Here is a 13,763-nt window from a genome sequence, read left to right as displayed (position 1 = left end):
AAAATACAACTTATCAGGAAATCATGATGGAAGCCGGAACTGTGTTTCGCACCGGGCAAAGGGTAAAGCCCTTGAAGCTTTTCCAAATTTTATTAGCGTCGTCCGGCACTCTACCGGTGGTTTTCTTATAGAAAGCGGTCTCGGCCTCAGTTATGGGATGCTTCAATCGAGAATCAAGGCCGACGATATTCTCGGTATCCTTGCGCGTGAGAATCCATTGAAAGATCAATGGCTCGCTCCCAAACTCCAGGATCACCGCTCCCTCAGCTTCATGTAGCAATGCGTTGTCTGCAAGCTTTTTAGAGCGCCCATCTCCCTCAACAAATACGAGAGCGGCGCCATCGAGCTTGTAATAGGCTCCGTCGCACTCCTCGCCCAGCGGATGGAGTTCCGCGAGCTCGATCTCACGTACACGATCGGACACAGGCCCATAGCCCGCGTGAAAAGACATCCGCCAATTACTACAAGTTTCGCCAATATTTTCATTCTCTGTTTGTCCAAGCAATCAAAAAGAGAAAATGCGATCATCTTGCCTTGAAGGAATAGAGGCGCACTCGGGATGATCTCTGATTTCAAGGCAGTTCGCGAAAATCTGTTTTCGGCCAGTCACGCATACGCCTTGCCCTTTTAAGGGAGACGCCTTTCAGTGGATGCGCAACGCCGTGTTGGCGGCAACTGCGCGCCGTATTTAAGGCTTTCCTCGGTGATGTCACGTTCCGCCGGCGCAAGCTGGTCCAGCTGCGGGCTTTGCTCACCAGTGGTCAGTTCCTGAGCACGGACAGAGCAGACGGTGAAGCCGATCGGAACGACCGAAAGGAGCGTTGTCAGTGCGGCCAGGCCAACGAGGCCCCTGGCCGACGATGCGGATCGGCTTTGTGCATTTTTTCGTAAATCGGCCGGTGCGCCTCACTCGTAGGGATATTTTTTCGCATCCGCTACAACCCTATCCAGGAATCGAAGCATGACCATACAGTCGGAGTATTTTCCGTCCTTGCCGGAGACAGGAATCCGTAACTCCTTGCCCCCGTCAGTCAAGATGATTATTTCAACGCTCTCTTGTCCCTCTAGAATGGACACCAACTTTACCTCGGAGTAGAGGAATGACTTTCCCTCTCCACCGTCGCCCCAAAATATGCCGTTATCCAATATAAATATCTTATTGTTACTCGGGCCTGGATTAGAATATATCCCGATCAAGAAGCCAAATTCCTCTCTTTGGTGCCAGATCGGCGATGGCATCGCTTCATAACGCCTCAGATCCTTTAATATTCTTTTGGCCCGAATTCTCGCGTTCATTGCGTATCACCTTAGAGGTATCGTAAATGAGTCCGTCCCTTTTGCCAACCTCTGCCGTTAGGCCCCATCGGGCTGCAAGTACTCTTTCCAAGGCTGGGTTAGCAAGACTTCCTCTAATCGTAAGTGAACTTGCACCGGCCGCTCTAGCCGCATCGCTTAGAACGTGCCTGGATCGGCTCAAATATGCAAAGCGCTTCCCAAAGCTTTCAGCGCCGCCTCCATGACCGCTTCGCTGCGGGTCGGATGCGCGTGGATGGTGCCTGCGATGTCTTCCAGGCGCGCTCCCATCTCGATCGCCAGCGCAAAAGCCGCCGAGAGTTCGGAGACCCCGGCCCCCACGGCCTGCAGGCCGAGAACCAGATTGGTGTCGGCGCGGGCCACCACGCGCACGAAGCCCTCCTCAGAGACCATCGTCATCGCCCGCCCGTTGGCGCTGAACGGAAACTGGGCGGTGCGGATCTCATATCCTTGTGCGCGCGCCTCCGCCGGCGACAGGCCGGCGCTGACGATCTCAGGATCGGTAAAGCAGATGGCGGGAATGCATCTTTTGTCCCAACCCCGCTTCCTGCCCGCAACGATCTCCGCCACCATCTCCCCTTGCGCCATCGCCCGATGCGCCAGCATCGGCTCGCCGGTCACATCGCCGATCGCATAGATGCCGCGCATCGAGGTGCGGCATTGATCGTCGATCCTCAGATACGGACCGGCGCGGTCGAGATCGAGCTCCTCGAGACCGGACCCTGCCGTTCGGGGGCGGCGGCCGACAGTGACAAGCATGCGATCCGCCGACAGTGTCTCACGCCGGCCATCCGACGTTTCAACGATCAATGCCTCGCCATTATCGGCAAGACCCATCGCCTTCGCGCCTGTGAGCACCCGGATGCCGCTTTCGGTAAGCTTGCGCATGACGGGACGCACCAACTCTGCATCATAGAGCGGCAGCACCTGCGGCGTCGCCTCGACGACGCTCACCTCCGAGCCCATCTTCGAAAAGGCTATCCCGAGTTCCAGTCCGATATAACCGCCGCCGACCACCACAAGCTTTTTCGGCAGTTCCCTCAGCGACAGCGCCTCGGTCGAGGAAATGACGCGTCCGCCGAAAGGCAGATCGGCAAGCTCCACCGGATCGGAACCGGTGGCGATTACCACGGTCTCGGCGCGGATGACCTGCTGGCCGGTTTCGGTCTCCACCTCCACCGTCTTGCCGTCACGGAAGTGGGCCCGGCCATGGACGATCTTTACCCGCGCCTTCTGCAACAGACCCGAGACGCCGCCGGTGAGCCGGCCGACAATGCCGTCCTTCCAGGCGATTGTCTTTGCGAGATCGATCGAGGCGCCTTCGACGCGGATGCCCATCGGGTTCTTGCCGGCCAGCATTTTTTGCGTGGCGTCGAATTCCTCGGCTGCGTGGATCAACGCCTTGGAGGGAATGCAGCCGACCGTGAGGCAGGTGCCGCCCGGCTTGCCGGCTTCGACGATGACGGTATCGATGCCGAGCTGTCCGGCGCGGATGGCGCAGACATAACCGCCCGGGCCGGCGCCGATGACGAGGAGCTTGCAGACAATTTCTTTCATGGCTCAGCCTTCGATGAAAATGAGCGCCGGCGTTTCGAGGAGCGTGCGGATGCGCTGGACGAAGGTCGCCGCATCCCAGCCGTCGATGATGCGATGATCGAAACTCGAGGAGAGGTTCATCATCTTGCGCGGCACGAACTGGGTCCCGTCCCAGACGGGCCGTGTGGCAATCTTGTTGACGCCGATGATCGCCACCTCTGGATGGTTGATGACGGGTGTCGAGACGATGCCGCCGAGCGCGCCGAGCGAGCTGATGGTGATGGTGGAGCCGGAAAGCTCATCGCGCGTCGCAGTCCCCGACCGCGCCGCCTCCGCCAGCCGGGCCATCTCGGCGGCGCAGCCCCAGATGCCGCGCGCTTCCGCATGCCGCACCACCGGCACGGTCAGGCCGGCCGGCGTCTGCGTGGCGATGCCGATATGCACGGCGCTATGGCGTGTGATGATGCCGGCATCGTCGTCGAAAGTTGCGTTGACCTCAGGCTGCGCGGCAATGGCCTTGACCAGCGCCCGCATCAGGAAGGGCAGGACCGTCAGCTTCGGATGGCCTTCCCTGCGGTCGCCGTTCATGGTGGCGCGCAGCTCCTCCAGCGCCGTCATGTCCACTTCCTCCACATAGGTGATGTGGGGAATGCGCGACGTGGAAAGCACCATCTTCTCGGCGATGCGGCGGCGCAATCCGGTGAGCTTGATCTCCTCGGTCGCTGTCTTCTTGACGGATCCGCCCTTGACGAGGACAGGAGCAGCGCCTTGCACGAGGAATTGCTCGACATCTTCACGCAGGATACGTCCGGCCGGCCCGCTCCCCTGCACCTGCCTGAGATCGACGCCGCTTTCCCTGGCAAAGAGCCGAACGGAGGGAGCGGCAAGCGGCTTTTCGGCGAACGGCGCGGCAGCAGCCGGCGCCGCGGAGACCGGCGTTTCCGGGGCGGGTCTCGCGATTTCCGCCTTGACCACTTCGGCGGTCGGCGCCTGCGAGATTCGCATCGGTTGGGCCTCGCCGGCACCTCCCGCCGTCTCGATCCGGACCAGCGGGGCCTTCACCGCAATGCGGTCTCCGATATCGCCGGCGAGCCAGATGACGGTGCCATCGACGGGAGAGGGAATTTCAACTGTCGCCTTGTCGGTCATCACCGCGGCGATCACCATATCCTCGCGGACGGGATCTCCCGGCTTCACATGCCATTCCACCAGCTCGGCCTCGGCCACCCCCTCCCCGACATCGGGCATCTTGATGATGAATTCGCCCATGGCTCAGGCCTCCATGACTTCGGCAAGCGCCCGCCCGACCCGGCCGGGGCCGGGGAAATAGTCCCATTCCTGCGCATGCGGATAGGGCGTGTCCCATCCCGCGACGCGCACAACAGGCGCTTCCAGATGATAGAAGCAATGTTCCTGTACCAGCGACACGACCTCGGCGCCGAAGCCCGACGTCAAGGTCGCCTCGTGCACGACGACGCAGCGCCCGGTTTTGGTGACCGATTTGACGATCGTATCGAGATCGAGCGGCAGCAGGCTTCTCAAATCGATCACCTCGGCATCGATGCCGGCATCCTCGGCCGCGGCAAGCGCCACATGCACCATGGTGCCATAGGCGATGACGGTCACCGCCGAGCCCTCGCGCCGCACCTCGGCCTTGCCGATCGGGATGGTGTAATGGCCGTCGGGCACCTCGCCGAGATCGTGTTTCGACCAGGGCGTCACCGGCCGCTCATGATGACCGTCGAAGGGACCGTTATAGAGCCGCTTCGGCTCCAGGAACATGACCGGATCGGGATCCTCGATCGCCGCGATCAGCAGGCCCTTGGCATCATAGGGATTGGACGGCACGATCACCTTCAGCCCGCAGACATGGGTGAAGAGCGCTTCCGGGCTCTGGCTGTGCGTCTGGCCGCCGAAGATGCCGCCGCCAGTCGGCATACGCACGACGATCGGGCAGGTGAAATCGCCGTTCGATCGATAGCGGATTCGCGCCGCCTCCTGCGTCAGCTGGTCATAGGCAGGATACACATAGTCCGCAAATTGGATCTCGACGCATGGCTTCAGCCCATAGGCCGCCATACCGATTGCCGTGCCGACGATGCCGGATTCACTGATCGGCGTATCGAAGCAGCGCGTCCTGCCATATTTTGCCTGCAGGCCTTGGGTGCAGCGGAAGACGCCGCCGAAATAGCCGACATCCTCACCGAAGACCACGACATTGTCGTCCTTCGCCATCGAGACGTCCATGGCGCTGCGCACGGCCTCGATCATCGTCATCCTGGCCATGTCAGTACCCTGCCTTCTGCCGCTGGCGACGGATATGCGCCGGCATCTCGGCATAGACGCCCTCGAAAATATCGCGCACCGAAGGCCTGCCGCCAGCATGCAGCGTGCCATGCGCCTCGGCCTGGCGCTGCGCCTCGATCACTTCATCCATGATTTCGGCTTCCGCCTGCACATGCCGCTCCTCGGACCATACGCCCTTGACGATCAGATGTTTCTTCAGCCGCAGCACGGGATCGCCGAGCGGCCAGGCTTCCGATTCCGTCTTCGGCCGATAGGCGCTCGGATCGTCGGAGGTCGAATGCGCGCCGACCCGATAGGTGACATGTTCGATCAGCGTCGGCCCGAGATTGCGCCGGGCGCGTTCGGCAGCCCAGCGGGCGACCGCATGGACGGCGAGATAATCGTTGCCGTCGACCCGCAGCGCCGGAATGCCGAAGCCGAGGCCGCGGGCGGCAAAGGTGCCGGAGCCGCCGCGGGCAATGCCCTGGAAGGTGGAGATCGCCCACTGATTGTTGACGATGTTGAGGATGACGGGCGCCTTGTAGGTCGAGGCGAAGACGAGCGCCGAATGGAAGTCGGATTCCGCCGTCGATCCGTCGCCGATCCAGGCCGCGGCAATGCGGCTGTCGTTCTTGATCGCCGAAGCCATCGCCCAGCCGACGGCCTGCACATATTGTGTGGCGAGATTGCCCGAGATGGTGAAGAAGCCGTGTTCCTTGGAGGAATACATGATCGGCAGCTGCCGGCCGTGCAGCGGGTCGCTCTCGTTCGAGTAGATCTGGTTCATCATCTCGACCATCGGGTAGTCGTCGGCGATCAGGAGGCCCGCCTGACGATAGGTCGGGAAATTCATGTCGCCCTTAACAAGCGCCTTGCGGAAGGCGCAGCTGACGGCCTCTTCGCCGAGATGCTGCATGTAGAAGGAGGTCTTGCCCTGGCGCTGCGCCATCAGCATGCGGGCATCGAAGGCTCGCAGCTTCATCATGTTGCGAAGGCCGGTCAGCAGCTCCTCGTCGGAGATCGATCCGGCCCAGGGACCGACCGCCTCGCCGTCACGGTTCAAGACGCGGATGATCGAATAGGCGAGATCGCGGATATCCTCGGACGCGACATCGACCTCCGGCCGCGGCACGGAGCCGGCCTTGGCGATCTTGACATTGGAAAAATCAGGCTGGCCGCCCGGGCGGACGGCAGGTTCGGGGACGTGCAGGCTCAAACGAGCGGAATCCACCATGGTTTTTTCTTTCCTCCCTTTGCCGGCCCTGCCCTTCTCCCCGGAAGCGGGACCGGATGTCATTCCTATAGATTGCGGGCAATCACCATGCGCTGGACGTCGCTCGTTCCCTCGTAGATCTGGCAGATGCGCACATCGCGGTAGATGCGCTCGACAGGATAATCGGCCATGTAGCCATAGCCGCCATGGATCTGGATCGCATCGGAGCAGACGCGCTCGGCCATCTCCGAGGCAAAGAGCTTTGCCATCGAGGCTTCAGACAGGCACGGAAGCTCCGCTTCCCTGAGGGAAGCGGCGTGAAAGACGAGCTGCCGCGCCGCCTCGATCCGTACCGCCATGTCGGCAAGGCGGAAGGCAACGGCCTGATGTTCAAAGATCGGCTTGCCGAAGGCGGTACGCTCCTTCGCGTAGTCGCGCGCCGCCTCGAAGGCTGCGCGCGCCATGCCGACGGCTTGCGCGGCAATGCCGATCCGCCCGCCCTCGAGATTGGCGAGCGCGATGCGATAACCTTCGCCTTCCGCACCCAACCTCAAATCCGCAGGAATGCGCATGGCGTTGAAGGCGATCTGGCAGGTATCGGTGGAATGCAGCCCAAGCTTTTCTTCGACCCGGATCACCTCGTAGCCAGGTGTGTCCGTCGGCACGATGAAGGCGGTGATGCCCTTCTTGCCGGCGTCGGGATCGGTGACGGCAAAGACGATGATGACATTGCCGTTCTTTCCCGAGGTGATGAACTGCTTGGCGCCGTCGATCACATAGTGATCGCCGTCGCGCCGGGCTCGGGTCTTGAGGTTCGAGGCATCGGAACCGGCCTGCGGCTCGGTGAGCGCAAAGCCGCCGATCCATTCGCCGGTCGCAAGCTTCGGCAGGAAACGCTGCCGCTGCTCTTCGGTGCCGAATTTGAGGATCGGCACGCAGCCGACGGAGCTGTGCACGCTCATGATCGTCGAGCACGGCCCATCGCCGGCGGCAATCTCCTCGAGTGCGGCGGCATAGGCGATGACACCCGTATCCGAGCCGCCATAAGCTTCCGGCACAAGCATGCCGAGCAGCCCGAGTTCGCCCATCTCCTGCAATTCCTCGCGCGGAAAGAGATGCTCCCGATCGCGCCTGGCCGCCCCCGGCGCCAGCCGGTCGCGGGCAAAGTCGCGGGCGACATCCGAGATCTGCTGCTGGAGTTCGGAAAGAATCATGTGGCTCCTCCCCTTCCCGCTAGTGCCGCTCGATGGCGACGGCCGTCGCCTCGCCGCCGCCGATGCAGAGTGCCGCCATGCCGCGCTTGAGGTCGTAGCGCTCCAATGCTGAAAGCAGCGTTACCAGAATGCGAGCCCCCGATGCGCCGATCGGATGGCCGAGGGCGCAGGCGCCGCCATGCACATTCACCTTTTCATGCGGCAGATCGAGATCGCGCATCGCCGCCATGGCGACAACGGCGAAAGCCTCGTTGATTTCGAAGAGATCGACATTCGAGAGCGCCAGGCCAGTCCGGTCGGAAAGCTTCTGCAGCGCGCCGATTGGCGCGGTGGCGAAAAGATTGGGTGCTTGTGAGTGGGTGGCATGGCCGAGGATGGTGGCGAGCGGCGTCAAACCGCGATGCTCCGCCTCAGATCGGCGCATCAGAACGAGGGCGGCTGCGCCGTCGGAAATCGAGCTGGAATTGGCGGCCGTCACCGTGCCGCCCTCGCGAAAGGCGGGCTTCAGGGTCGGGATTTTGTCGAGCTTCGCCCGACTCGGCTGCTCGTCGCGGCTCGCCAGCTGCTCGGCCTTGCCTGATTTTACCGTGACCGGCACGATCTCGCTGTCGAAACAGCCATCCGTGATCGCCTTCTGCGCCCGCGTCAGAGAGGCGATGGCGTAATTATCCTGCGCCTCGCGCGTGAACTGATACGCCTCGGCGCAATCCTCCGCGAAGCTGCCCATCAAGCGCCCCTTGTCATAAGCATCCTCCAGCCCGTCGAGGAACATGTGATCCACGACACGCCCATGGCCGAGCCTGTAGCCGCCGCGGGCCTTGTCAAGGAGATAGGGCGCGTTCGTCATGCTTTCCATGCCGCCGGCGACCGCCACCGAGGCGCTGTCGGCGGCGATCAGGTCATGCGCCATCATGACCGCCTTCATGCCCGAGCCGCACATCTTGTTGACGGTGCTGGCCCCCGTCGCGAAGGGTAGACCGGCGCCGATCGCCGCCTGACGCGCCGGCGCCTGGCCAAGGCCCGCCGGCAACACGCAGCCGAAGACGACCTCCTCGACCGCCTCGGCCGAGACCCGGCTGCGCTCCAGTGCAGCGCGGATCGCCGTTGCTCCGAGCTCCGGCGCCGTCACCTCCTTCAGCTCTCCCTGGAAACTGCCGATCGGCGTGCGCGCCGCGCCGACGATGACGATGGGATCCTGCAGTGCCATCTTTCCTCCTTGGGGCAGACGCTCAGCGCGCGCCCATCCGCAATGCGCCGTCGAGGCGGATGACCTCGCCGTTCAGCATATTGTTTTCAAAGATATGGCGCACCAGCCCGGCAAATTCCGCCGGCCGGCCGAGCCGCGGCGGAAAGGGCACGCTCTGGCAGAGTGCCGCCTGAACTTCGGCCGGCATGCCGGCCATCATCGGCGTCTCGAAAATGCCGGGCGCAATCGACACGACACGGATGCCGTGACGGGCAAGCTCGCGGGCGATCGGCAAGGTCATCGCCGCCACCCCGCCTTTGGAAGCGGCATAGGCCGCCTGGCCGATCTGACCGTCGAAGGCGGCGACCGAGGCCGTGTTGACGATCACGCCGCGTTCCCCTTCGCCATCCGGCGCCGCAGTCTGGATCGCGGCAGCCGCAAGCCGGATCATGTTGAACGTGCCGATCAGATTGATGCCGATGGTGCGCGCGAAACTCTCCAGGCGGTGCGGCCCGTCACGGCCGATCACCTTTTCGGCCGGCGCCACCCCGGCGCAATTGATCAGACCGCGCAGGCTGCCGAAGGCTTCAACAGCCGCCGCGACCACAGCTGCTCCCGCCTCGCCATCGGTCACATCGGCCTTGACGAAGCGAGCATCGCTGCCGAATTCCCGCGCGAGCGCCTCGCCCGCGTCAACATTGAGATCGGCGATCGTCACATGCCCGCCGGCCTCGAGCAGCATGCGCGCCGTCGCCGCTCCGAGCCCGGAGCCGCCGCCGGTGACGATGAAACTTGCCCCATGGATCAGCATGGATCTCTTCTCCTCGCCGCCGGCCATTTCCTCCAGATGTTGCCGGCAGGCAGGATTCTATTCGCTCCAGCTATTGCAAGCGATGACAGAACTGCTCCATTATTTCGGCCATTATTGCCATAGCGAGGTTGGGATGGCCGAGATCGAGCGACGCATGATTGCACCGGGTTTCGTCGAGGAGGCGCTCGACAGCCTGCGGCGGCTCGGCAAGCCAACGGCGCCGATCCTTGCCCGGGTCGGGCTGCCATCGGCCGTCGATCAGCCGGTGTCTGCCGAGACCTATGGCGCGCTCTGGCTGGCAATCGCCGCCGAGCTCGATGACGAATTCTTCGGCATGGGCGGCCGGCCAATGCGCAGCGGCAGCTTCACCCTGCTCTGCCATTGTGTTCTGCATGCGCCGACGCTCGGCCAAGCGCTCCGCCGGGCCCTGCGCTTCCTCGATGTCGTGCTCGACGATCCCCGAGGGCAGCTCGTCATCCGCGACGGCCTCGCCGAGGTCGAACTCAGGGATGCGGGCAGCCCGCGCTCGGCCTTCGCCTACCGTACCTACTGGATCATCCTGCACGGCATCACCTGTTGGCTGGTCGGCCGCCGCATCCCCATCCGGCTCGTCGACTTCCGCTGTGCCGAACCGAAACAAGGCGCCGACTACCGGCTGTTCTTCGGCGCGCCGGTGCGCTTCTCGCAACCGATCAGCCGTCTCGGCTTCGACAGCACTCTGCTCGACCTGCCGATTTCACGCAGCGAGCAGGCGTTGAAACAGTTCCTGCGCGGCGCGCCCGCCAATATTCTGGTGCGCTACCGCTACGATGCCGGCATCGCCGCCGCCGTCCGCCGGCGCTTGAACCAGGCAACGCCGGCCACGTGGCGAAGCTTTGCCGAACTCGCCGCCGATATGCGCATGCCGCCCTCGACGCTGCGCCATCGCTTGCACGACGAAGGACAAAGCTATGCCGCCATCAAGGACGAGATCCGCCGCGATCTCGCCGTCGAACTGCTGCTGAATACATCGAAAACGATCGGCGAGATCGCCGTGCAGCTCGGCTATTCCGAACCCAGCGCCTTCTTCCGGGCCTTCCGGAAATGGATGGGCAAGAGCCCGGAGACGTTCCGGCGTGAGGAAGCGGGTGAACAAGATCGCGAGCGGTAGCATAGAATCTTGATCAGCGCTGCGATCTGGCGCTGGCCGTCCAACACGTTCCCTCATGCCTGTGCTCGTCACAGGCATCCAGCACGCCCAAGTCCTTGGGCGCAAGAGACGCCCTTCAAAAATGAGTCATTCACCGCGCGGACGCGCGGTGGCTGGATGCCTGTGACAAGCACAGGCATGAGGGAGGAACGGGCGGGCTTGCCGCACCACCTTCCATTAGCGCTTCCAAATACCATTCAACCAACAGCACTTTGAACCTTTCGCAACCCGCGCTACATATTTTAGCGGGAGGAGTGCCATGTTTGATTTTTCGCTCGGCGAAACCGCGGATGCGATCCGCGAAGCGACGGCGCGGTTTGCTGCCGATCACATTGCTCCGCTGGCTGCGGAGATCGACGAAAGCAACACGTTTCCGCGCCAGCTCTGGCCTCAGATGGGCGCGCTCGGCTTGCATGGCATCACCGTCGAGGAAGAATTGGGTGGCGCCGGTCTCGGTTATCTCGAGCACGTTGTCGCCATGGAGGAGGTCTCGCGCGCCTCGGCTTCCGTTGGCCTCAGCTACGGCGCCCATTCCAATCTCTGCGTCAATCAAATCCGCCGCTGGGCCTCGGCGGAGCAGAAACGCCGCCATCTGCCGAAGCTGATCTCCGGCGAACATGTCGGCTCGCTTGCCATGTCGGAGGTCGGCTCGGGCTCCGATGTCGTCTCGATGCGGTTGCGGGCCGAGAAAAAAGGCGACCGCTATGTCCTCAACGGTACCAAATTCTGGATCACCAATGCACCGCATGCCGACGTGCTCGTCGTCTATGCCAAGACCGATCCGGCCGCCGGCCCGAAGGGCATTTCCGCCTTCATCATCGAAAAAGCCCTGCCCGGCTTCAGCGTCTCGAAGAAGCTCTCCAAGCTCGGCATGCGCGGCAGCGATACGGCCGAACTGGTCTTCCAGGATTGCGAGGTGCCGGCCGAGGCGTTGATGGGCCGGGAGGGAGAAGGCGTGAAGATCCTGATGTCCGGCCTCGATTACGAGCGCGCTGTGCTCGCCGGCGGCCCGCTCGGCATCATGCAGGCCTGTCTCGATGTCGTGCTGCCCTATGTCCGCGATCGCAAGCAGTTCGGCAGGCCGATCGGCGATTTCCAGCTGATGCAGGGTAAGATCGCCGACATGTATGTCGCGCTGAATTCGGCCCGCGCCTATGTCTATTCCGTCGCCCGCGCCTGCGATGCCGGCCGCGCGACGCGCACCGACGCGGCCGCCGCAATCCTCTTTGCCAGCGAGAACGCGGTGAAGGTGTCGCTGGAGGCGATCCAGGCGCTTGGTGGCGCCGGCTATACCAAGGAATGGCCGGTCGAGCGGTTCCTGCGCGACGCCAAGCTCTACGATATCGGCGCCGGCACCAATGAGATTCGCCGGTATCTGATCGGGCGGGAGCTCATCGCATCATGACGGTGATTTCGACTGCGATCGATCGACACAGCGAAAGCTTCAAAGCCAATACCGCCAAGAATCGAGCGCTTATCGACGAACTCTGCGAGCGTTCGGCGAAAGCGCGCGAGGGCGGATCGCAGGCGGCGCGCGCGCGCCATACCAGCAAAGGCAAGCTCCTGCCGCGCGACCGCATTCAGCTCCTGCTCGATGCTGGCAGTCCCTTCCTGGAGATCGGCACGCTGGCTGCCAACGGCATGTATGGCGGCGAGGCGCCGGGCGCCGGCATTATATCCGGCGTCGGCCGCGTTTGCGGCCGCGAGGTAATGATCGTCGCCAATGATGCGACGGTGAAGGGCGGCGCCTATTTTCCGATGACGGTGAAGAAACATCTCAGGGCGCAGGAGATCGCCCTGCAGAACCGGCTGCCCTGCCTCTATCTGGTTGATAGCGGCGGCGCCAATCTTCCGCATCAGGCCGAGGTCTTCCCCGACCGCGACCATTTCGGTGCGATTTTCTACAACCAGGCGCAGATGTCGGCCGAAGGCATTCCGCAGATCGCCTGCGTCTTGGGAAGCTGCACCGCCGGCGGCGCCTATGTGCCGGCCATGTCCGACGAGACGGTGATCGTCCGCAATCAGGGCACGATTTTCCTCGCCGGCCCGCCGCTGGTCAAAGCCGCCACCGGCGAAATCATCTCGGCCGAAGAGCTCGGCGGCGCCGAGACCCACGGCCGCCGCTCCGGCGTCGTCGACCATGTCGCAGAGAACGACGAACACGCACTGCTCCTGGTGCGCGACATCGTTGCCAGCCTCAACAGCGTGAAATCGGTCGATATCGACATCCAGCCTCCGCGGCCACCGAAGCTAACCGTCGAAGACCTTCACGGCCTCATCCCCGATGACGTGCGCTCACCCTATGACGTGCGCGAAGTCATCGGCCGGATCGTCGACGGTTCGGAACTGCACGAGTTCAAACCGCTCTACGGCACCACCCTCGTCTGCGGCTTCGCCCGCATCTGGGGCATGCCTGTCGCCGTCATCGCCAATAACGGCGTGCTCTTTTCCGAAAGCGCGCTGAAGGGCGCTCATTTCATCGAGCTCGCCTGTCAGCGCCGGGTGCCGCTGCTCTTCCTGCAGAATATTTCAGGTTTCATGGTCGGCGGCCGATACGAGGCCGGCGGCATCGCCAAGGACGGGGCAAAGCTGGTGACGGCGGTCGCCACGGCGACCGTGCCCAAGGTGACTGTCATCATCGGCGGCAGTTTCGGCGCCGGCAATTACGGCATGTGCGGCCGCGCCTATCGCCCGCGTTTCCTCTTCACCTGGCCGAACAGCCGCATCAGCGTCATGGGCGGCGAACAGGCGGCTTCCGTGCTCGCCACCATCCGCCGCGACGCGATGGAGGCGCGCGGAGAGAATTGGTCTGCTGACGACGAGGAGGCTTTCAAGGCGCCGATCCGTGCCGACTACGAGGCGGAGGGCAATCCCTATTACGCCACCGCCCGCCTTTGGGACGACGGCATCATCGACCCCAGCCAGACGCGCGACGTCCTTGGTCTTGCGTTCTCCGCCTGCCTGAATGCGCCGATCCCGAAAGGGCCGCGCTTCGGCCTGTTCCGGATGTGAGG

The 13,763-nt window shown here is 63.2% G+C and carries 12 protein-coding genes; 3 read left to right on the top strand and 9 right to left on the bottom strand.

From position 1 onward, the window contains the following. Positions 1-13: 13 nt before the first annotated feature. The 9 genes from AMK00_RS21645 to AMK00_RS21605 form a co-directional block, all read right to left on the bottom strand. The gene (locus AMK00_RS21645) at positions 14-424 is read right to left on the bottom strand and encodes a hypothetical protein (RefSeq protein ID WP_123876240.1); all 411 of its coding nucleotides are present in this window, start codon (positions 422-424) and stop codon (positions 14-16) included. 482 nt (positions 425-906) lie between these two features. Beyond that, positions 907-1,296, bottom strand: a complete 390-nt coding sequence (locus AMK00_RS21640) for a hypothetical protein (protein WP_064811843.1) — start codon at positions 1,294-1,296, stop codon at positions 907-909. A gap of 177 nt (positions 1,297-1,473) precedes the next feature. Next, positions 1,474-2,871, bottom strand: a complete 1,398-nt coding sequence (lpdA, locus tag AMK00_RS21635; protein WP_064811842.1) for a dihydrolipoyl dehydrogenase — start codon at positions 2,869-2,871, stop codon at positions 1,474-1,476. Positions 2,872-2,874: 3 nt separating this feature from the next. Next, on the bottom strand, positions 2,875-4,119 hold the full coding sequence (locus AMK00_RS21630) for a dihydrolipoamide acetyltransferase family protein (protein ID WP_064811841.1): 1,245 nt from the start codon (positions 4,117-4,119) through the stop codon (positions 2,875-2,877). 3 nt (positions 4,120-4,122) lie between these two features. Continuing rightward, on the bottom strand, positions 4,123-5,136 hold the full coding sequence (locus AMK00_RS21625; RefSeq protein WP_064811840.1) for an alpha-ketoacid dehydrogenase subunit beta: 1,014 nt from the start codon (positions 5,134-5,136) through the stop codon (positions 4,123-4,125). Between the two features lies 1 nt (position 5,137). Beyond that, on the bottom strand, positions 5,138-6,370 hold the full coding sequence (locus AMK00_RS21620; RefSeq protein ID WP_064811839.1) for a 3-methyl-2-oxobutanoate dehydrogenase (2-methylpropanoyl-transferring) subunit alpha: 1,233 nt from the start codon (positions 6,368-6,370) through the stop codon (positions 5,138-5,140). A 65-nt stretch (positions 6,371-6,435) separates the two neighbouring features. Next, positions 6,436-7,563 (bottom strand): acyl-CoA dehydrogenase family protein, encoded by a 1,128-nt coding sequence (locus AMK00_RS21615; RefSeq protein ID WP_064811838.1) that lies wholly within the window; start codon positions 7,561-7,563, stop codon positions 6,436-6,438. 19 nt (positions 7,564-7,582) lie between these two features. Then, complete coding sequence (locus tag AMK00_RS21610) at positions 7,583-8,770, bottom strand: acetyl-CoA C-acyltransferase (protein WP_064811837.1); 1,188 nt, start codon at positions 8,768-8,770, stop codon at positions 7,583-7,585. Between the two features lie 22 nt (positions 8,771-8,792). Beyond that, positions 8,793-9,560, bottom strand: coding sequence for an SDR family NAD(P)-dependent oxidoreductase (locus AMK00_RS21605; protein WP_064806791.1), 768 nt, complete (start codon positions 9,558-9,560; stop codon positions 8,793-8,795). Between the two features lie 82 nt (positions 9,561-9,642). Here AMK00_RS21605 and AMK00_RS21600 point away from each other — a divergent pair, with 82 nt between their 5' ends. The 3 genes from AMK00_RS21600 to AMK00_RS21590 all read left to right on the top strand — a co-directional run bounded on the left by AMK00_RS21600 (position 9,643) and on the right by AMK00_RS21590 (position 13,761). Further along, the gene (locus AMK00_RS21600) at positions 9,643-10,710 is read left to right on the top strand and encodes an AraC family transcriptional regulator (protein WP_064807173.1); all 1,068 of its coding nucleotides are present in this window, start codon (positions 9,643-9,645) and stop codon (positions 10,708-10,710) included. A gap of 298 nt (positions 10,711-11,008) precedes the next feature. Next, the gene (locus AMK00_RS21595) at positions 11,009-12,154 is read left to right on the top strand and encodes an isovaleryl-CoA dehydrogenase (RefSeq protein ID WP_064806789.1); all 1,146 of its coding nucleotides are present in this window, start codon (positions 11,009-11,011) and stop codon (positions 12,152-12,154) included. After that, positions 12,151-13,761, top strand: a complete 1,611-nt coding sequence (locus tag AMK00_RS21590; protein WP_064806787.1) for a carboxyl transferase domain-containing protein — start codon at positions 12,151-12,153, stop codon at positions 13,759-13,761. The genes AMK00_RS21595 and AMK00_RS21590 overlap by 4 nt, the downstream gene beginning before the upstream one ends. Positions 13,762-13,763: the final 2 nt, after the last annotated feature.

Source organism: Rhizobium sp. N621 (assembly GCF_001664325.1).
Lineage (GTDB): Bacteria > Pseudomonadota > Alphaproteobacteria > Rhizobiales > Rhizobiaceae > Rhizobium > Rhizobium esperanzae.
The sequence above is the reverse complement of the archived record's forward strand: the minus strand, read 5'-3'. Positions and strand labels throughout refer to the sequence as shown.